General features: G+C 45.5%; 19 protein-coding genes. 5 read left to right on the top strand and 14 right to left on the bottom strand.

All coding sequences use genetic code 11. The annotated features are described in order from the left end of the window. The first annotated feature begins 76 nt into the window (after positions 1–76). Positions 77–904 (top strand): DUF975 family protein, encoded by an 828-nt coding sequence (locus HF992_RS04390; protein ID WP_168548848.1) that lies wholly within the window; start codon positions 77–79, stop codon positions 902–904. 390 nt (positions 905–1,294) lie between these two features. On the opposite strand, the gene asnS is transcribed toward HF992_RS04390, so the two are convergent. The 3 genes from asnS to HF992_RS04375 all read right to left on the bottom strand — a co-directional run bounded on the left by asnS (position 1,295) and on the right by HF992_RS04375 (position 4,358). Further along, the gene (asnS, locus tag HF992_RS04385; protein ID WP_168548847.1) at positions 1,295–2,641 is read right to left on the bottom strand and encodes an asparagine--tRNA ligase; all 1,347 of its coding nucleotides are present in this window, start codon (positions 2,639–2,641) and stop codon (positions 1,295–1,297) included. A gap of 68 nt (positions 2,642–2,709) precedes the next feature. Then, positions 2,710–3,891, bottom strand: a complete 1,182-nt coding sequence (locus tag HF992_RS04380) for a pyridoxal phosphate-dependent aminotransferase (protein ID WP_343032951.1) — start codon at positions 3,889–3,891, stop codon at positions 2,710–2,712. After that, a complete protein-coding gene (locus tag HF992_RS04375) occupies positions 3,885–4,358 on the bottom strand; it encodes a cell wall elongation regulator TseB-like domain-containing protein (protein WP_168548845.1) in 474 nt (157 codons plus the stop codon). The genes HF992_RS04380 and HF992_RS04375 overlap by 7 nt, the downstream gene beginning before the upstream one ends. Before the next feature lie 164 nt (positions 4,359–4,522). On the opposite strand from HF992_RS04375, the gene HF992_RS04370 reads away from it, so the two are divergent. Beyond that, positions 4,523–4,975 carry a MarR family winged helix-turn-helix transcriptional regulator gene (locus HF992_RS04370; RefSeq protein WP_168548844.1) on the top strand — a complete coding sequence of 151 codons (453 nt, stop codon included), beginning with the start codon at positions 4,523–4,525 and terminating at the stop codon, positions 4,973–4,975. A gap of 79 nt (positions 4,976–5,054) precedes the next feature. Continuing rightward, positions 5,055–5,600, top strand: a complete 546-nt coding sequence (locus HF992_RS04365) for an NAD(P)H-dependent oxidoreductase (protein WP_168548843.1) — start codon at positions 5,055–5,057, stop codon at positions 5,598–5,600. A 266-nt stretch (positions 5,601–5,866) separates the two neighbouring features. Here HF992_RS04365 and HF992_RS04360 read toward each other — a convergent pair whose 3' ends face one another. Continuing rightward, entirely contained in the window at positions 5,867–6,103 is a 237-nt protein-coding gene (locus tag HF992_RS04360) for a hypothetical protein (protein ID WP_168548842.1), read from the bottom strand. After that, on the bottom strand, positions 6,081–6,419 hold the full coding sequence (locus tag HF992_RS04355; RefSeq protein WP_168548841.1) for a hypothetical protein: 339 nt from the start codon (positions 6,417–6,419) through the stop codon (positions 6,081–6,083). The genes HF992_RS04360 and HF992_RS04355 overlap by 23 nt, the downstream gene beginning before the upstream one ends. 349 nt (positions 6,420–6,768) lie before the next feature. Here HF992_RS04355 and HF992_RS04350 point away from each other — a divergent pair, with 349 nt between their 5' ends. Next, positions 6,769–7,914: an IS110 family RNA-guided transposase gene (locus HF992_RS04350; RefSeq protein ID WP_168548840.1), complete on the top strand. Its 1,146-nt coding sequence runs from the start codon at positions 6,769–6,771 to the stop codon at positions 7,912–7,914. A 291-nt stretch (positions 7,915–8,205) separates the two neighbouring features. After that, positions 8,206–9,429: a peptidase T gene (pepT, locus tag HF992_RS04345; RefSeq protein ID WP_168548839.1), complete on the top strand. Its 1,224-nt coding sequence runs from the start codon at positions 8,206–8,208 to the stop codon at positions 9,427–9,429. A 520-nt stretch (positions 9,430–9,949) separates the two neighbouring features. Here pepT and HF992_RS04340 read toward each other — a convergent pair. From HF992_RS04340 to HF992_RS04300, 9 genes are all read right to left on the bottom strand, one after another. Continuing rightward, complete coding sequence (locus HF992_RS04340; RefSeq protein WP_168548838.1) at positions 9,950–11,269, bottom strand: uracil-xanthine permease family protein; 1,320 nt, start codon at positions 11,267–11,269, stop codon at positions 9,950–9,952. A gap of 661 nt (positions 11,270–11,930) precedes the next feature. Further along, positions 11,931–12,782, bottom strand: coding sequence for a dTDP-4-dehydrorhamnose reductase (rfbD, locus tag HF992_RS04335; RefSeq protein WP_168548837.1), 852 nt, complete (start codon positions 12,780–12,782; stop codon positions 11,931–11,933). 67 nt (positions 12,783–12,849) lie between these two features. Further along, positions 12,850–13,896, bottom strand: a complete 1,047-nt coding sequence (gene rfbB, locus HF992_RS04330) for a dTDP-glucose 4,6-dehydratase (RefSeq protein WP_168548836.1) — start codon at positions 13,894–13,896, stop codon at positions 12,850–12,852. 182 nt (positions 13,897–14,078) lie between these two features. Continuing rightward, entirely contained in the window at positions 14,079–14,567 is a 489-nt protein-coding gene (locus HF992_RS04325; protein ID WP_168548835.1) for a nucleotidyltransferase family protein, read from the bottom strand. A 1-nt stretch (position 14,568) separates the two neighbouring features. Continuing rightward, positions 14,569–15,162 (bottom strand): dTDP-4-dehydrorhamnose 3,5-epimerase family protein, encoded by a 594-nt coding sequence (locus tag HF992_RS04320; RefSeq protein ID WP_168548834.1) that lies wholly within the window; start codon positions 15,160–15,162, stop codon positions 14,569–14,571. Next, entirely contained in the window at positions 15,162–16,031 is an 870-nt protein-coding gene (gene rfbA, locus HF992_RS04315; protein ID WP_168548833.1) for a glucose-1-phosphate thymidylyltransferase RfbA, read from the bottom strand. Before rfbA ends, HF992_RS04320 begins: the two co-directional genes overlap by 1 nt. A 55-nt stretch (positions 16,032–16,086) precedes the next feature. Beyond that, complete coding sequence (locus tag HF992_RS04310) at positions 16,087–17,190, bottom strand: NAD(P)/FAD-dependent oxidoreductase (RefSeq protein WP_168548832.1); 1,104 nt, start codon at positions 17,188–17,190, stop codon at positions 16,087–16,089. 307 nt (positions 17,191–17,497) lie between these two features. Beyond that, entirely contained in the window at positions 17,498–17,998 is a 501-nt protein-coding gene (locus tag HF992_RS04305) for a GNAT family N-acetyltransferase (protein WP_168548831.1), read from the bottom strand. A 3-nt stretch (positions 17,999–18,001) separates the two neighbouring features. After that, positions 18,002–19,870, bottom strand: a complete 1,869-nt coding sequence (locus HF992_RS04300) for an ABC-F family ATP-binding cassette domain-containing protein (RefSeq protein WP_168548830.1) — start codon at positions 19,868–19,870, stop codon at positions 18,002–18,004. Positions 19,871–19,882 lie beyond the last annotated feature (12 nt).

Below are 19,882 nucleotides of genomic sequence, written 5' to 3'. Positions count from 1 at the left end.
TTATACCATATTTCTGATTAATAAGGTTTTCGCGATGGCAGATTTTTGCTATAATGAGTACTGAAAGTGAGGTTTTATGGAAAATTATGATATTAGAGCTGAAGCTCGTCGCCTACTAGCCCATTTAAAGGGAAAATACACCCTCTTTAGTTTACCAATTCTCATCTTCATCTTTCAGTTCATCACACGATTAGCACAAGAAATCCGAAATCTTAACGAAACTGGATTGACGGCTCAAGAGGCAACTCGTTTACTAGGTGGCAGTATCTTTTTGTTGACACTTGCTATTCTGGGAAGTTTTATCCAGGTCAGTGTCAGTTGGACGATATTAAACAGTTATCGTAATCAGTCAACTAAAGTCAGTTTTAAGGATTCCTTGCTTGCCTTTAAAGAAACGCTCTTTAGCAAAGCCTTTGCCGTTTTATTTATAAAGGGGCTCTTCCTCTTCTTGTGGACGATTCCCTCTTACCTTATGTTTGTAGTCATGATCGAAATCTTAACTCAACTGATGATTGTAAACGGGGTAACCAGTCTTCTTCCATTCCTGATTGTGACAATGCTGCTAGGAATTCTCTGCTTTCTGCCTGTTATCACTAAAAGCTTTAGCTATGCTATGGCGCATTTTACGCTTTGGGATCAGCTTGCGTCAAATACTTATAGTGGTGCGACTAATGCTATCACAGAGAGTCGAAACCTAATGAAAGGCTACAAAAAGAAACTGTTCTGGCTAGAATTTAGTTTTATCGGTTGGTGGATTTTAGTTGGAGTGACTTTCGGCCTAGCAGCCATCTATGTTATTCCCTACATCACAACCGCTCGAGCGATTTTTTACCAAAAACTCAAAGAAAATAGCACTCAAAATGTTACTGAAACAGATGGTGTGCCGTTTTCCAACCCATTTTAGAAGCTAACCAGCTCCCATTTCGGGGCTGGTTTTTATCAGGCCTTGACATTATCTACTATTTCTAGTCAAATCGATTGTGGCGCGTATCCAAAAATCCCCAGAAGAACTCAAATCTCACTGAGGAAGTATTCTTGAGACGAGAAATACAGATACCTCTTTGACTTTAAAAGGTTCTGAAATTTTTTGAAGAGCTATCAGATAGCTGACTAGTTCAGTAGTATCCCATTCCTAGACTAAACTGTCTAAGCTCGAACCAAACAAAAAAGAGTGAGAAGAAATCGAACTCTTTCGGTTGCAATCTCTTTTCACTCTCTCAAAGGCTGACTACCCATTTTCAAGAAAGACTTTGTTTCCTGAGAATAGCGCCGCACCCATGCTTCGCCGATTTTCCTACGGCTTAATCCGGTGTAACATCCGTGGGAATGGAATGGCTTCGCGGATGTGCTTGGTTCCTGCGACAAAGGTAACCATTCGCTCGATACCAATCCCGAAACCACCATGTGGCACTGAGCCGTACTTGCGAAGGTCAAGGTAGAACTCGTACTCTGACTTGTCCATGCCGAGAGCATCCATCTTAGCAACCAGTGCCTCGTAGTCATCCTCACGCATAGAGCCCCCGATGATTTCCCCATAGCCTTCTGGTGCCAAAAGGTCGGCACAGAGCACGCGCTCAGGATTTCCTGGAACTGGCTTCATGTAGAAGGCCTTGAAGCTAGCTGGGTAGTTGACGATAAAGGTCGGTACCCCAAAGTAGTTTGAAATCCAGGTTTCATGTGGTGAACCAAAGTCATCCCCGTGCTCCATGTGCTCATAATCAGCATCTTCATCATGTTCATGAGCTTGCAGAAGCGTCACCGCATCGTCATAAGACACCCGCTTGAAGGGCTGGTCGATGTAGGATTTCAGCAAGTCCACATCCCGCTCAAGAGTTTCAAGAGCCTGCGGTGCACGGTCGATAACCCCCTGGATAAGGGCTTTGACATAGGCTTCTTGCAAGTCCAGAGATTCATCATGCGTCAGGAAAGAATACTCTGCATCCATCATCCAGAACTCGGTCAAGTGACGACGGGTTTTGGATTTTTCTGCACGGAATACAGGACCAAAGTCAAACACACGCCCCAGTGCCATGGCACCAGCTTCTAAGTAGAGCTGACCAGACTGGCTCAAGTAAGCTGGCTGACCAAAATAGTCCGTTTCAAAAAGCTCTGTTGAGTCTTCTGCTGCATTCCCTGATAAAATCGGGCTGTCAAACTTGATAAAGCCATTTTGATCAAAGAAGTCATAGGTCGCATAGATGATGGCATTGCGGATTTGCTGAATGGCCACCTGCTTGCGCGAACGTAGCCAGAGGTGGCGATTGTCCATAAGGAAGTCCGTGCCGTGCTCTTTTGGCGTAATCGGGTAGTCTTGGCTATCACCAATCAGCTCGATGTCCGTGATATCCAGCTCGTAGCCGAATTTAGACCGATCGTCTTCTTTGACAATACCCGTCACGTAAACAGAACTTTCTTGGCTCAAGCGTTTGATGAGGTCAAACCTGGCTGTTCCTTCTTCTTCACCGAATTTTTCGATAAAGTTTGGCTTGAAAGCGACGGCTTGGAAAAAGGCGGTCCCGTCACGCAGTTGCAAAAAAGCAATCTTGCCCTTGCCTGATTTGTTGGCTACCCAGCTACCGATGGTCACTTCTTGGCCGACATACTGACTCACTTGGTTGATGGTAATGAGTTTTCTTGACATAACTTCTCTTTTCTATAATGTTTTCGTTTCTTATTTACACTCAGCCTATTTTAGAAACTAGCCCAAAATTAGCCTTCCATGTATTTTTTCAGTCGTTTCACCACTTCCTTCAAGGTATCAATATCCGTGGCATAACTTAAGCGGATATTGGAAGGAGCTCCAAAACCATCTCCTGTCACGACCGCTACACCTGTTTCCTCTAGGATCGCATCTGTAAAAGCTGTAACATCTGTAAACCCTTTTAGCGTCATTGCTTCCGAAACATCTGGGAATAAGTAAAAGGCGCCTTGGGGTTTAATGACCTTAAAACCAGGAATTTCTGAAAGAAGGGGGTAAATTGTATTGAGGCGTTCCTCAAAGGCTAGGCGCATCTCTTCTACAGAATCTTGATTCCCTGTCAGAGCCTCTATCGCTGCATATTGAGCTGCAGTTGTTAAGTTGGATGTCGTCTGACTAATGATTTTAGCCATAGCTGAGATAATCTCTGCGTCACCAGTTGCCCATCCAACACGCCATCCTGTCATGGAATAGGTCTTTGAAACCCCGTTAATCACAATGGTTTGACGACGAATGGCTTCTGACAGACTTGAAATCGGCACAAACTGATTCCCATTGTAGACCAGACGACCATAGATATCGTCAGCCAAAATCAAGATATCATCCTTAACCGCCCAGTCACCAATGGCACGAAGCTCTTCTTCAGTGTAAATCATTCCTGTTGGGTTGGAAGGGGAATTAAGCAGAAGCACCTTTGTCTTAGAGGTCTTAGCCGCCTCTAACTGCTCAACCGTTGCTTTAAAGGCATTAGCCTCTGTTGTCTCAACAAAGACAGGTTTGCCCTCTGCTAGTTTAACCTGGTCCGCATACGATACCCAATAAGGAGTTGGAATAATCACTTCATCCTCAGGATTTAAGACAGACATAAAAAAGGCATAGAGCAAAAACTTAGCACCTGTACCTGCAACAACCTCATTAGCAGGCACCGCATAACCATAATACGTTTCCATATAACGACTAATGGCCTCTTTCAAAGCAGGCAAGCCACTTGCTACAGTGTAAAAGCTAGCTACCCCATTGTGAATGGCTTCAATCGCCTTTTCCTGAATATGCTTAGGCGTTACAAAATCTGGCTCACCCAGACTGAGACTGAGAATATCGCGCCCTTGGGCCGCCAAAACTTTAGCTTTAGCTGCTGCTTTTAAAGTCACGCTTTCTTCCATATTGAGCACACGTTGTGACAGTTTCATAATCCCTCCCCAGAGACCAGGTCTCCTTCTTTAAACCTTATATAGTAATAAGTGCCATCCGCAACAACCTCCCAAATAGGCACTTGGTCAAGGAGACCAAAGGTTGTTTTTTGAATGGATGTGGCGCCAGAAGCCTTTGCTACTTCTTCTGCATGAGAAGCGCTGATCCCTTCCGTTTCATGATACACCAGAATAGTCTCGCCAGCCTGTGGGACAAGAATCAACAAGGATTCGCCTCTTTCCCCCTTGGCTTTCAAACTATAGTAGCTCTCTTGGTGGTGAAAAATAGCGAACTGATTGACCTCTGAAAGCGCCATGTGCTGCTTCACAAGCGCCTCAACGTCCTTCCTTGCAGATCGATACGGATAAAGCGCATAATAAAAAATCATAAGTCCCGATACCACAAGAACTACAAGCAATAGTGCTAATCCCAAAACAACTTGTTTTCCCGTCGATAATCGTCTTTTCACAGAAGCCTCTTTCTGATATAATCTGTTGCTTATTATACACTAAAATTCAAAAAGTTACCAGCCTTTGCGTAAAAATATTCCCATCAAAAGCTAGCTAGAAGAGCCGTTCATCGTCTAAAATAACAAAACTTGCTTATTCTACTCTACTTTGTTAAAATTGGCATATGAAAAGTATAGATATTCAAGAAATTATTGACGCAAATCGCTCTGCCTTAAATTGCCTAATCGCTCTCAGAAGAACCATGCACACGATCAATCAGCTGGAATTCCCCCTCATTCGAGAAAAAAAGCTGACTTTGGCTCAGTTTGGTGTCTTAGAAATCCTATATAACAAAGGCGAAATGCGAATTCAAACTCTAATCGACAAGATGCTGACGACTTCTGGTAATATGACTGTTGTCATCAAAAATTTGGAACGTGATGGCCTTGTCATTCGCCAATGTGATCCTCAGGACAAACGCTCTTACTTGATTGATTTAACCGATGCAGGAAGACAATTTATCGAGGAAATTCTCCCAGAGCACTATCAAAATATCGGTCACATTTTTACTGTCTTAGAGGATGCTGAAAAAGAGCAACTGGTTGCCCTTCTGAAAAAATTCAAAGTTTTGAGCTAAATTATTGCTAATTAGTGATAAATAAGTTATACTAGTTCTATTCCATGAGTGAAAGCTCATTATTAAAAGGAGAAATTTTATGTCTAAAATCTTATTTATCGTCGGTTCCCTTCGTCAAGGTTCATTCAACCACCAGTTGGCTCAATTAGCTGAAAAAGCTCTTGAAGGCAAGGCTGAAGTTAGCTACTTGGAGTACGCTGATGTACCTGTCTTTAACCAAGATTTGGAATTGCCTGTTTTAGCATCTGTTGACAAAGCTCGTCAAGCCGTGCAAGACGCAGATGCCATCTGGATTTTCTCGCCCGTTTACAACTTCTCAATCCCTGGACCTGTTAAAAACTTGCTTGATTGGTTGAGCCGTGCCATTGATTTGACTGATCCCACTGGTCCTTCTGCTCTCAATGGCAAAGCTGTGACTGTTTCTTCTGTTGCCAATGGTGGTCATGATCAGCTCTTTGATATCTACCGCAACCTCTTGCCATTTATTCGCACGACTGCTGTAGAACCATTCACTGGCACTCGTGTTAACGACACTGCTTGGGCAGATGGCCAATTGGTCCTAGATGCTGACAAATTAGCAGAATTAAAAACTCAGGCAGACGCCTTGCTTGCTGCTATTAACTAAGCTATTCCGCCTATACCTATAAAAGTATCCCCCACAGCCTTTTCAAAGCCTGTAGGGGATTTTCTTTGTTCAAATCTTTCGCCTTAAAATAGGAATCAGCGACTTTCGTTAGGCGTACGATTGACAAGTGTCAAATCTCACAATGAGCAGCTTGCCACACATTTTAAGAATGGGCTTGCTAACGCATAGATAGCCCCAAGAAACTTACTGATTGCCTTTCCCCCTCTCCAGTTCCAAAAAAATCACTGAACTAGAGCCGCATCCTGTTACTTTTCCACATACTCAGCCATCACAAAGGGATCTTCCAGTGGTTGAATTCGTTTGAAAACGAGATCAGAAACTCCGGGGATTTGATAACGGAAGCTAACTTCTTCCACCTTAACCTTGTATACCGCTGTCGCTTCTTCCCCAGCGGGAACTGGAAAGTGATAACCAGCCTTAGTCCCTAAAAGACCTGATCGAAAGTGCAACCCCGCAATCTCATAATCCGTCCCCCCCATCATAAGAATGGCTCAATGTCTGTTCAACAGTCCCTTGACGGTTATCAAAATAAGCAAGAGGTTCCGATTGCAAAAAGGTTTCTTGACGAGACAATTCTTCAGATTTCTCCTTCAAATCTGCTATTTTGATTCCAGAGAAAGGATTGATCACCCGATCCCTTTGTTCTTGGTTATCAAAAACATAAAGGGCATTACTACCTCTGTCATTGATAGCAGTCTCACGGTACTTCGTATAAGGGCCAGATAACTTCAAATACAAACCAATCACGGTAAGGATTAGAATGCCTAATCCAGTAACCACTAGTCTCCTTTTTTTCATTAGATGCCCTCATGATCTGCTCCGTATATACTTATTATAACACGGTTTGTAGCCGTTTTCCATTGATTGTACGCACTCCCCCCCTTCCTTTTCTGCCGATTCACCTCCTTATATTAGAATTAGTGCAGTTAGCTACTGCCAGAGCCCAAGTGTTAAACTTGGAATAAGCCACTGTGGCTTAGTTTGTCACCTCCAATCGCTAGACGATTAAGTAAAGGCTCTAACCACAGCTTTTTGTCACATTGGTAATGAGTTTGATAACGCTAGACATTTTATCTCGTGTAAGGTCACAAGGCTCAAGGTCGTGGACAACCAAGTGCGCTTGAATACGATATTGGAAAGTAACCCTATGCTTTATCTCGGCATTGATGTCGCTAAATCCAAACACGATGTCACCGTCTTGAATGACAAAGGACAAACAGTCCTTAAACCCCTGACGGTGTCAAATAGCAGAGCTGGCTTTGACTTACTTCATCAGTCACTCAAACAGCTCAACCAAGACTGTCTCATCGCTCTGGAAGATACCGGACATGATGCCTTTAATCTGGCCAACTTCTTGCATGAACACGATTATCAGGTTTACACCTACAATCCTCTGCTCATCAAAGAATTCGCCAAATCACTCTCACTTCGAAAGACTAAGACAGATAAGAAAGACGCTCGCGTTATTGCCTTAAAACTCTTATCTGACCCTAATCGTGAACAGGTCAAACACGATAAGCGACAAGAAGAGTTGAAAATCCTAACCAGATACCTCAATCGCCTCAAGAAGAAACAGACCGACTGGAAAGTCCAGTACACCAAGTGTCTTGACATCATCTTCCCTGAGTTGGATAAACTCATCGGCAAGCATGCTGACTATGCCTACGAGCTCCTGTCTCGCTACCCTAGCCCTCAGAAAATGGTGCAGGCGGGATTTGACAAGCTCCTTAACGTTAAGAGGCTATCTGCTCATAAAATCAAGGACATTCTCGACATCGCTCCTTCTTCCATCGGAACAAGCTCACCAGCCCGTAAGTTTGAACTCAGAGAGATTATCGAGAACATCCAACACTATAACAGGCTCATCAAGACCGCCGAGAAGCAGATTGATGAGCTAATGGCTAAGCTCAAATCTAGCATCACTACTGTTACTGGAATTGGGAATCGACTGGGGGCAGTGATTCTAGCCGAGATGAGGAACATCAACACCTTTGACAACCCTGCTCAACTCCAGGCATTCGCTGGTTCAGAACCCGCCATTTACCAATCTGGGCAGATGGAAATGACAGGGAAAATGGTCAAGAGAGGATCCCCACATCTGAGGTGGGCACTCTTGCAGGCCGCCAAAGCCTGTACGCGCTATTCGCCTCGGTTTAGGCAGTATCTTAAGCTTAAGCTAGCTCAGGGAAAACACTATAATGTGGCGATTACACATGTCGCTAAAAAGCTCATCAGAGTAATCTTTTACGTGCTGAAAAATAACTGTCCTTTTGACGAAAATAAGCTACGCTAAGGGTAAACTTCAATAGCACATCCTTTGAAAACTGTCTGTTTTCAAAGGCTTTTTGCCGTACTCTAAAAGCAACTAGGGTGATTAAAAATTATTTCAGACGAAACTATTGACTTTTCTGATAGTTTGTCTTTGCTGTTTTCACAAACCATGCTAAAACGGCATCGCTCTCTCAGCTAGTTTTAGGGCTGTCATCAGGCTAAAAGGTCCTTATGGTATGAACTAGCCTTTTAAGGGACTTTGTGGTAAACTGGAACTATTGAAAAAGAGATTTTATGCGATAAGGAGTTTATCATGACTTACCCAAATTTATTGGAGCGTTTTTTGACCTATGTCAAGGTCAATACACGTTCTGACGAGACGTCAACAACTACCCCTTCCACTCAGTCCCAAGTTGACTTTGCTCAAAATATCCTTCTGCCTGAAATGGAGCGTATTGGGCTTGAAAACGTGCACTACCTCCCCAATGGTTTCTGTGTGGGAACCCTGCCTGCCAACGATCCTAATTTAACACGCAAAATTGGCTTTATCTCCCATATGGACACTGCTGACTTCAATGCGGAAAATATCCGTCCTCAAGTCATTAACGACTACGACGGCTCTGCTATTGCCCTAGGAAACTCCGGCTACGAGCTTACTAACGAAGACTTCCCACAGCTGAAAAATTATATCGGGCAAACCTTGATCACAACTGATGGGACAACTCTTCTGGGAGCTGATGATAAGTCTGGCATCGCTGAGATTATGACGGCTGTGGAATTTCTGGTTGCGAATCCTGACATTCCACACTGTGAAATCCGTGTAGGGTTTGGTCCAGATGAGGAAATCGGAATCGGTGCAGATAAGTTCGATGTGGCAGATTTTGATGTTGATTTTGCCTACACAGTTGATGGCGGTCCCTTGGGCGAATTGCAATATGAAACCTTTAGTGCTGCTGAAGCTCAACTTGAATTTATCGGTCGAAATGTCCATCCAGGTACTGCAAAAGGAAGTATGGTCAATGCCCTTCAACTGGCAATGGACTTCCACCAACAATTGCCTGAAAAAGATCGCCCTGAATTAACGGAAGGTTATGAGGGCTTCTACCACTTAATGAAACTGGAAGGCACTGTTGATCAAGCATTTGCCAGCTACATTATTCGAGATTTCGAGGATGAGGACTTCCAGGCACGTAAGGCTCACATGAAATCTATCGCAGATAAGATGAACGCTAGCCTAGACACAGACCGCGTTGTCCTCAAGATGCACGACCAGTACTACAACATGAAGAAAATCATCGAAAAAGACATGACACCTATCACTATTGCTAAAACAGTCATGGAAAAATTAGGCATCGCTCCTCTGATTGAGCCTGTTCGTGGTGGTACAGACGGTTCTAAGATTTCCTTTATGGGAATCCCTACCCCTAACCTCTTTGCTGGTGGGGAAAACATGCACGGCCGTTTTGAATTTGTCAGCCTGCAGACCATGGAAAAAGCCGTAGAGGTCATTATTGGAATCGTTGGCCACAAGGACTAAGCCAAAAGAACTGAAAACATTATGACTCTATAAAAACCTTAGAAACAGCCTTTCAAGGGGGTGCTTCTAAGGTTTTTTTCTAAGAAAACTTTTCAATCGTTGATAACAAAGTTCTTCTCAGCCTTTTGAATCAGCTACCCCCTCCTTCAAAGACAAGATATCGACTGCTCTTGGATTTTCCTCCATCATCTGTGAATGCAGTCTCTTTAGGAAATCACCCTAAAAATCAATTTATCCTGTTGCACTCTGATATAGCAGCTTTAGAAAGAAAGGTGACCAGTTACGCCACCTCGCTTGCGCCTTTTTTGCTACATACTGGTGACAGTCGTTTTCCTAATCCTTAAATTACCTGCACGCGTTCACCCTATATAGGATAGCTAAAAAAGGTTATCGGGCAGATGCCATAAGGGCAAGTTGTTTTTTTTTGACAACATTTGAGCCATTTTTAAAGTGGAATGACTATAACAACAAAACGAACACGGCAGCTCTTGTTCAGAGACTTTTCGTGTTCGTTTTTTGCTTATTTTTCAAGTAAATCTTCTACCTTATGGTCGTCAAAAACTTCTTCTTTTGGCAAGATAAGGTTAAGCAGGATTCCAGCAATAGCTGAGAGAGCTGTTCCTGATAAGGTCACTGCACCAATTTCTAAAACTGCACCACCAAGTCCCAATACTAACATTGAGCTAGCAATAATCAAGTTACGGACCTGACGGAAATCAACACGTTTTTCAATCATAACCTTGAGGCCATTGCTTGCAATGACACCGTAGAGTAAGATCGCCATACCACCTAAAACAGCTGTGGGAATCGTTGAAATCAAGGCTGTAAATTTCCCTAAGAAGCTTAGTCCGATAGCAATCACAGCTGCATTTCGAATGATGGAAACCGAAGCAATCCGCGTCATCCCGATAACACCCGTATTTTCCCCGTAGGTGGTGTTGGCAGGGCCACCGATAAAGGCAGAGACTGCTGTCGCTACACCGTCACCGACCAAGGTCCGATGAAGTCCCGGAGTTTTCAAGAAAGGACGGCCACAGATTTCGCTCAAGACCGTATGGTCTCCGATATGTTCGGCAATGGTCACAACTGCTACTGGCAAAATCGCCCAAGTCTCAGGTCCAAAGTACAGGTCGTAGGTTTTAAAGAGGCCACCTGTTTCAAACGGCAAGTAAAAACCAGGTAACTCCAACCACTTGGCATCAAGAACAGGCTGAAAATCGACCAAACCACAGAAAATAGCTACGATGTAACCGCCAATAATCCCAAAAAGGAAAGGAATTATTTTCAGGAAACCTTTTGCCTTGGTGTTGATAAAGGCTGTAATCAAGAAGGTCACAATGGCTACGACGATATTTTTAATATCCCCATCTGCGACAAAACCTGCATTGGTCACAGCAGACCCTGCAAGTCCCAGACCAATGACCATAATCATAGGGCCGATAACAATCGGTGGTAAGAGACGATCAATCCAGGCCGTTCCTAAAAGCTTGACCAAAGCCGCCACAAGGACATAGATCAAACCAACCAACACAACTCCAGTCTGGGCTGCCTTAACGTCTCCTCCCATCTGCTCGATGGCAAAAGCCATAGCCGAAATGTAAGCAAAGGATGACCCTAGATAAACAGGAACCTTAAATTGGGTTGCCACCATATAAATCAAGGTCCCGATCCCTGAGGCAAAAAGGGCAACCGACACAGGCATTCCCAAAATCAGGGGCACCAAGATAGTGGCACCAAACATGGCAAAAACATGCTGTAGGCTAAGCAATAGTCCTTTTGCCAAGGGTGGGGTTTGATCCACATCCAACAACAAATTCACACGTGAAGTACTTGACTCCATAACTCCTCTTTTCCGGGCAGACAAAAAGCCCTTATTATTCGCAATAGGGCCTAGTAGTTTTCCGGTTCTACGTGCCTTTGCAACCTCTCTGGATCGCATTAAAAGCCCTTCGCTAGAAAATAGTTTAGCATATTTTTTAACAAAATGCTAGTCATTTTAATTATTTTTTACTTTATTTGGAATATGATATCTGACAGAAAAATCATCTGAGATAGGCAAGATAACCCATCACGATTGTCTAAAAGAACCAACACTAATGCTCGATATTTCTCTTGCTCGGGCTACGTTTTAGCTTCTGGCCAAGTAAGGGTTAAAAATAGTCAATACTGCGTACCCTTGCTAAGGCTAACACACGCCACCTGGCATATGTCCATTTTCTTAACGAGAGAAGTCCTGCTTGTCATGACGACGAACGCCAGGCCAAACACGTCTTAGGGGAGCAGAGAAAGCTTTTAGGCCAGCGCATCTGCAACCAACTTGGCACCTTGAGGTAGTGATCCGGCTGGTAAGTCAGAGTACAGGAAGGCGGATTATCGTTTAGCTGATGGTTGTCGTTTCAAAGAAAAAGATTAGTTTTAGAAACGAGAGCAGAGACTTACTCAAAAGAAACCAACCTATGGCCAATCAGCATTTGTCAAATGAGCCCAGACAAAGAGACAAGCTATTTCCTTTTTTGGTGATAGAAGGCCTCAAGAGCTTCCTGCCATGTCGGAATGACAAAACCTGTCGCTTTGGCTTTAGCTAGGCTCATGGTCGAGTTGAGTGGACGCTTGGCCTTGGCCGGGAACTGGTCGGACGATACAGGGTTGACCGTGACATCCGTATCCTTCAGGATTTCCTTGGCAAAGTCATACCATGAAATGCCTTTCTCAGAGTCGTTGGATAAATGATAATAGCCAAATTCCTGCTTGGTCTCTACCAAATGCACCATAAATTCTGCCAAAGTACGGGTCCAGGTCGGACGACCGAATTGGTCATTAACAACGCCTAGTGTGTCACGGGTCTGCGCAAGGTTTTGCATAGTAAACACAAAGTTTTTCCCATAGTTTCCAAAAACCCACGCTGTCCGAATGGTATAGAAATCACCTGCGTATTTCTCCACCGCTTCTTCCCCCAAGCGCTTGGTGCGCCCGTACTCGGTCTGTGGATTGGCTGGTTCATCGACTTCTAGTTCTAAACCAACCGGTTTTTGCCCTTCAAAGACGTAATCCGTCGAGATATAGACCAAGGTTGCTCCGTAGTTGGCAGCTGCTTTTGCGACATTTTCTGTCCCTGTTACATTGATAGCATAATTGAGCTCTTTGCCCTCGTCCTCTGCTGCATCAACAGCTGTATAGGCAGCACAATGGTAGACGATGGTCGGTTTGACCTCTGCAAAAAAGGCATTGACCTTTGCGCTATCCGTGATGTCCATCTCCACCACATCAGCAGCAACATACTCCACACCACGCTCATCTAGCAAATACCGCAACTCTGTCCCTAATTGCCCATTGGCACCTGTAATTAAAATCATTGATCGCTCCTTAAGACATTTTTTCCATTATACCAAAAAAACAGCCGTGTGGCTGTTTTTGATGTTTTTACTTAATAACTTCTTGAGTCTTAGCATAGTTGGCTTCAACAGCTGCTTTTTCTGCCTGCCACCAATCTTGGTTGTCGGTATACCATTTGATGGTCTCTTCGATACCCGCCTCAAAGTTGGTAAACTCAGGTGTCCAGCCCAGCTCATCACGGAGCTTGCTAGCGTCAATCGCATAGCGAAGGTCGTGCCCTGCACGGTCGGTCACATGGTCGTAGGCATCAGCTGGTTGACCCATTTTCTCCAAAATCAGCTCCAACACTTCCTTGTTGTTCTTCTCACCATCGGCACCGATCAGATAGGTTTCACCGATTTGTCCCTTGGTCAAAATGGTCCAGACACCTGATGAGTGATCGTTGGTGTGAATCCAGTCACGGACATTTTTTCCTTCACCGTAGAGTTTTGGCTTGATCCCAGACAAGATATTGGTAATCTGGCGTGGGATAAATTTTTCGATGTGCTGGTAAGGCCCATAGTTGTTTGAACAGTTGGAAATAGTCGCTTTCACGCCAAATGAACGCACCCAAGCCTTGACAATCAAGTCGGACGCTGCCTTGGTAGAGGAGTAAGGAGAGCTAGGGTTGTACTTGGTATCCGCTGTGAATTTCTCACCTGGACCTTCGCCATGACCTGGCAGGTCCTCACGCAGTGGCAAATCACCATACACTTCGTCAGTTGACACATGGTGGAAACGAATATCGTATTTGCGCGCCGCTTCCAAGAGTGTGTAGGTACCGATGAAGTTGGTATGGATAAATGGCGATGGGTCATTGAGGGAATTGTCGTTATGACTCTCAGCCGCATAGTGGACAATAGCATCCGCCTTTGCAGCCAACTTGTCCACTAATTCGGCATCTGCGATATCACCGACCACCAACTCCACTCGGTCACCTAAGATGGTTTCCAAGTTGGCACGGTTGCCTGCGTAGGTCAATTTATCCAAAACCGTCACATAGACATCTGGATGATTGTTGTAAACGTAATGCACAAAGTTTGAGCCGATAAAGCCAGCTCCACCTGTGACGATGATGTGTTTAAATGTTGACATGTTTTCTCCGATTGTTTTATTTTTGATTGTTTCCTAAAATGGTGCGGACGGAAGCGACTTCCTACAGAATTCTATTCCTAAAAGTTGAGCCTAAGGTCTCAACTTTTCCGCGACCGCCAATGTCACATTAGCGGTCTTTTCACCACTGCGGAAACGATCTTTCTAGGCTCACTTCGCTCGCCTTATTTCTCCAAGACTTTTTTCAAGTAGTTGATTTTTGCAAAATCTTTTTGATTGTTGTTCTCAGCGCGGTAGCTATCTTTTGAGGATGCCAGATAAATCTTGAGGTACTGTTCCACGTTTGGCAAATAATAATGAACGCCCTCATCTTCTACTTCTTCTAGGTCTTCTAGTTCTACACCAGCAAAGTTCGGCAGCGAATGTAGCCCACCAAATTCAACAGATTTTCCAGCTTTTTGAAACTCATGCTCGTGGCGGTCAACCAACTGATAACCTAGCCTTTCCATGATGGCATTCAGCTCATCAAAGCGATAAATCCGTCCCTCATCAGGAGCTTCCCAGCCACGCGGATCACTCGGTACATGAATATCTAAGTCTCTGGCTTGCCAATCCCGACCAGTCACTTGCTCTAGTCCAACCGACCCCATCAGAAGTGGAACGATGCCAATCTGATTTAATTCCCTGGCAATCGTTAAAAATTCTTGATACATCTTACAAATCCTCAGCTCTCAACGGTTTGACGTCCTTGAGTAGCGGATGGTTTTTGTCTGCTTCTGAGACTTCTGCTTCTGCCAGGTTTTCCCATTGGATACCAAGCGTTGGATCCGCATAGTTGACAAAGGCATACTTGGGCTTGAGCTCCAAGGCCCAGTAGTCATTGACCAGATAGGTATAGGCAGCTTTTTCAGATAACACTTGGAAGCCATTGGCCACCCCCCGAGGCACAAAGATCCCCTTGCTGGCATCAATGATGGTCTGGTAGGTGTTGCCGAAGGTCTCCCCTTCACGAAGGTCTACCCAAGAGCCGATAACGACGCCCTCGTCAGCAATAGACACATACTTGTCCCAAGGCTCTGCATGAAGCCCCCGAAGGGTGTGCTTTTTGTTGAAGGAAATATTATTTTGCAACTTACCTTCTGCAAAAAAGCTCTCTGGAAAGCCCAGTGGCACCATTTTTTCCTTCTGGAAATTTTCCTTAAACCAACCACGGTTGTCCCCACGAACAGGAATATCAAATTCCAAGAGACCTGGAATAGCTTCAATCTCGCGACAGGCTAATTCTTTATCAAAAAATTGTTCTGACATTAGGCTTCTCCAATCAAACGGAGCAGGTACTGCCCGTATTCGTTTTTCTTCAATGGCTGCGCTAATTCACGGACTTGGTCAGCTGTGATGTAGCCCATGCGGTAGGCGATTTCTTCGAGGTTTGCTACTTGAACATTTTGCAGGCGTTGCACCGTCTCGATATACTGAGCTGCCTCTAGCAAGCTCTCATGCGTCCCTGTATCCAACCAAGCAAAACCACGCCCCATCAGCTCAACAGACAAATCGCCACGGTCAAGGTACGCTTTATTGACGTCTGTAATTTCAAGTTCACCACGAGGGCTTGGCTTAATGTTCTTAGCGATTTCCACGACATCATTATCGTAGAAGTAAAGACCAGTCACCGCAAAGTTTGATTTTGGCTGTTCAGGCTTTTCTTCGATAGAAATGGCGTTCATGTTTTCATCAAATTCTACGACACCAAAACGCTCAGGATCTTTGACTTGGTACCCAAAGACGGTCGCCCCCTTGTCTTTAGAAGCCGCACGTTGCAACATCTTGGTCAGACCATTGCCGTGGTAAATATTGTCTCCTAAAATCAAGCAGACACTATCATCTCCGATAAACGCTTCACCAATGATAAAGGCTTGCGCTAGACCATCAGGACTTGGTTGCACTGCGTAAGACAGGGAAATTCCCAGCTCAGACCCATCTCCCAACATATCCTCAAAGCGAGGCAAATCCTGAGGTGTCGAAATAATCAAAATGTCTTTAATCCCAGCCAACATTAAGGTTGACAATGGGTAGTAAATCATCGGCTTGTCATAAATCGGCATAAGCTGCTTAGAAGCGGCTCTAGTCAACGGATAGAGGCGAGTCCCTGACCCACCTGCCAGAATAATACCTTTCATCAGTAAGCTCCTTGTTTGTGTATTGTACTTATTATAGCATAGCCTCAGGCATTTGTCAGTTTGTATCTAATACGACCATAGGAGCAATGGGGTGATCGCTAGGCTCAAGTTGCCCTGTCTCTCCCATCAGCAAATGCACCAGCTCACGCCCGATCAAGGGGCCTGTCGTTAAGCCAGACGACCCCAGCCCACTAGCGGCATAGACCCCAGAAAGTCCCGGTACCTCCCCATAAAAGGGCGCATAATTGGGTGTGTAGGCCCTGATGCCGACACGGTAGCTCTTGCTGGCTGCGTCAGCAATTTTGGAGAAAAATGGCAGAGCTTTGGCTTCCAGTCCCGCAAGCACCTCAGGGTCTAAGGTCAAATCATAGCCCATCTTGTCCTCATGCGAGGCCCCGACAGACAACTTGCCCTCACGAAACGGAATAATATCTCCCTCACCGTATGGCATAATCACAGGGTAACTCCCTGTGTCCAACTCACGAAACTGATAATCAATAATTTGCCCCTTCTGCGGACGAACAGCCACCGTATAACCGTGTTCCTCCAAAATAAACGGCAACCAAGCCCCACAAGCCAAAATCAAGCGGTCAAAGACCTGCCCATCCACCTCGTAGCGACCATCAGACAAAACAGTAAAGCCAACTTTTTTCGCCACGACAGGCACACCACTAGCTGCCAGCAAGGTTTTGGTCAGCTCCGAGCCCTCTACACGAGCAGCACCAGAGGCCCAGAGGTACTGGTCAAAGCCAGCAATCCCCTCATAATGACGATCCAACTCCTCCTGACTGATGAGCCTAACGTCTCCCATCAAAGGCGACTCTTCTCGTCTGGCTAAGGCTAAGTCCAAGGTCTCCTCTAAAAAATCCTGACGGGACTTGATGACCACAACCCCCACCTGCTCGTAAAAACAGCTGTCATAGCCATCGGCCGCTACATCTGCTACCAAGGTCTGGTAAAAATCAGCCCCTAAACGCGCCATTTTGTACCAATTTTTATTGCGTTTTCTAGCAAACCAAGGACAGATAATCCCTGCCGCTGCCTTGGTCGCCTGACCGACCCCCTCATCAAAAACGGTCACTTCAATATCTTTTTGCTTTGACAGGTAGTAGGCAGCAGTTGCTCCTACAATCCCTGCACCGACAATTGCTACTTTCATGGATAGCTTCCTTCCTTTTCTTTTTAAGTTAAAATATATAGCCGGTTTCTTTACAGACTAGGCAACCTTTACAAATCAATCAAACACACTCTCATACTCTCGCATTGCTAAACCATCAGCCATTCTCTCACCAGTGTAAAAGGCAGAGAAAAGTTCAATATTTGACACGTATGACAGATTTTAGCATGGCATAGGATTGTTCTAGTCCCATAAGAGCCCGTTTCACAGCAGTCTGCTTGTTGTTTATTTAATTCACAAAAGAAGAACCACTGCTGATAATGACATCAATTAGATAACGGATAGGCCTCTAGTTTTTCATTGTTTCTGCTTTTTTTCTCAGATGTTTAACCATCCAGACATCCATCAGGTAGTGTCCCGTTTCTTGGATCAATGGCTGAGCGAGGTGCCTGTAGCCCATCTTCTCATAGAGTTTGAGGGCAGCAGCTAGCTTTGTCGAGCTTTCTAGGTACATCTGCTCATACCCTGCTTGCAACGCTTTGTCTTCAATGTGTGCCAAGAGCTGTCTGGCATAGCCTTTTCGACGGTAGTTTTTGTCTACATAGAGTTTTTGCAGCTCACAAACAGTCTCTGAAATCGGACCAAAACCACCGCAGGCAACCACTTGCCCAGCATCTTTTAGGACAAAGTAGTCTGCTCGCTCCAAATCCGCATAATAACTCGCCAAGCCATCCAACTGCGGGTCAAAATAAGCCGTCCCAGAAAGAGCCAAGCTCTCGTCTTCCAGACAGTAGCGGATGAGTTGGGCAACAGCAGAGTTATCAGTTGGGGTGAGGTACTGAGGTTCCATCTCCTACCCCTCCAACTCACTCAAGTACTCATAGCGCTCGTACTTGGCAAGGAGCTGGTCATTCTGCTCGTCCAACTCCTTCTGCAGGTCGGACAGGCGGGCGAAGTCCGCTCCACAGGTCGCCATCTCACCCTCAATAGCCGTAATCCGCTCCTCCAGCTGGGCAATCTCCTCCTCAATGGTCGCCCACTCCTGCTTCTCGAAATAGGACATGCGCTTACGCTCAGCCTTTTCCTTCTCCGCCTTTGTTTTTTCGACTTTTTGGACCATAGCAGAGCTGTCAGCTTCAAAGGCTTTTTCATCCAGATAATCGGTGTAGTTACCGAAGAACTCCCTGACACCGCCAGCCTCAAAAGCTAGAATCTTGGTCGCCACCTTGTCAAGGAAATAGCGGTCGTGGCTGACCGTAATCACAGGACCAGCAAAGCCAGCCAAGAAACTCTCCAGCACCGTCAAGGTGGCGATATCAAGGTCGTTGGTCGGCTCATCTAGGAGCAGGACATTGGGCTTTTCAATCAAGATTTTCAAGAGATAGAGCCGTTTTTTCTCGCCACCAGACAGCTTGGCAATCTGGGTACCATGAGTTGAGCGAGAGAAGAGAAACTGCTCCAAAAGCTCGGAAATGCTAGTCGTGCCGACAGTTGTCTTAACCTCGTCTGCCACCTCCTGCAGGTAGTTAATGACACGCTTGCTCTCGTCCATATCTTTGAGATTTTGCGAGAAGTAGCCGACCCGAACGGTCTCGCCGATGTCCACAGTCCCAGCAGTGGCTTGCAAGTCTCCGCTAATCAGGTTGAGCAGGGTTGACTTGCCAACCCCATTGTCACCGACAATCCCAATCCTGTCCTTGTTCTGAATAAGCAGGTCAAAATCAGTCAAAATCGGCTTATCCCCGTAGCTAAAGCTGACCTGGTCAAAATTGATGACTTTCTTGCCAATCCGACTGGTTTCAAAGGTGATGTCCAACTCTGTACTGGTGGTCGTGGTCGCCAAATTCCCTTTCAGCTCATGAAAGCGATTGATACGAGCTTGTTGCTTGGTCGCACGTGCCTGGGGTTGCCGTCTCATCCACTCCAACTCCTGCTTGTAGAGTTGTTTTTTCTTGTGGAGACTGGCCGCCTCTCGCTCGTCCTGTTCTGCCCGCAGGCGCACATAGTCCTGATAGTTGCCCTGGTACTCGGTCAGGGAACTGTTGGCCAACTCAAAGATACGGGTGGCGACATTGTCCAAGAAATAGCGGTCATGGGTGATGAAGAGGACTGTTTTCTTACTGGTTTTCAGGTAAGTGGTCAACCAAGCGATGGTATCGATGTCCAGATGGTTAGTCGGCTCGTCAAGAAGCAAGAGGTCACTGTCTGACAGGAGCACCTGAGCTAGCTGAACCCGACGACGCAGGCCACCAGACAGGGAGCCGACGGTGGCTTGCAAATCTGTAATTCCTAACTTGCTCAGGACCGTTTTGACCTCGCTCTCGATTGACCAGACGTCCAGCGCATCCATTTCTGCCATGACCTTTTCCAGCTCTTTCTGGCTCTCTTCTGAGTAGTCCAATAGCAGAGCTTCATAGCGTTTCAGCACTGCCATTTCCCTTAAATCCGACGAGAGAACCGTGTCTAGGACAGACTTGCTGTCGTCAAAATCAGGCTCTTGGGTCAGGTAACTGATGGTGTAGCCCTTGGCAGCGGTAAAGGGCGAGCGGTCGCCGTCAAAGCCAGACCGCCCCGACAGAACGTCAAGGAGCGTGGTCTTGCCTGTACCATTGACCCCAATCAGCCCAATCCGATCCAGCTCATGGACGATAAAACTGATGTCCCGAAAAACCGTCTTGTCCCCAACAGACTTGGTTAAGTGTTCGATGATAAAGTTTGACATAAGGTGTTGCTT

The organism is Streptococcus ovuberis (assembly GCF_012396585.1).
Classification (GTDB): Bacteria; Bacillota; Bacilli; order Lactobacillales; family Streptococcaceae; genus Streptococcus; species Streptococcus ovuberis.
The sequence above is the reverse complement of the archived record's forward strand: the minus strand, read 5'-3'. Positions and strand labels throughout refer to the sequence as shown.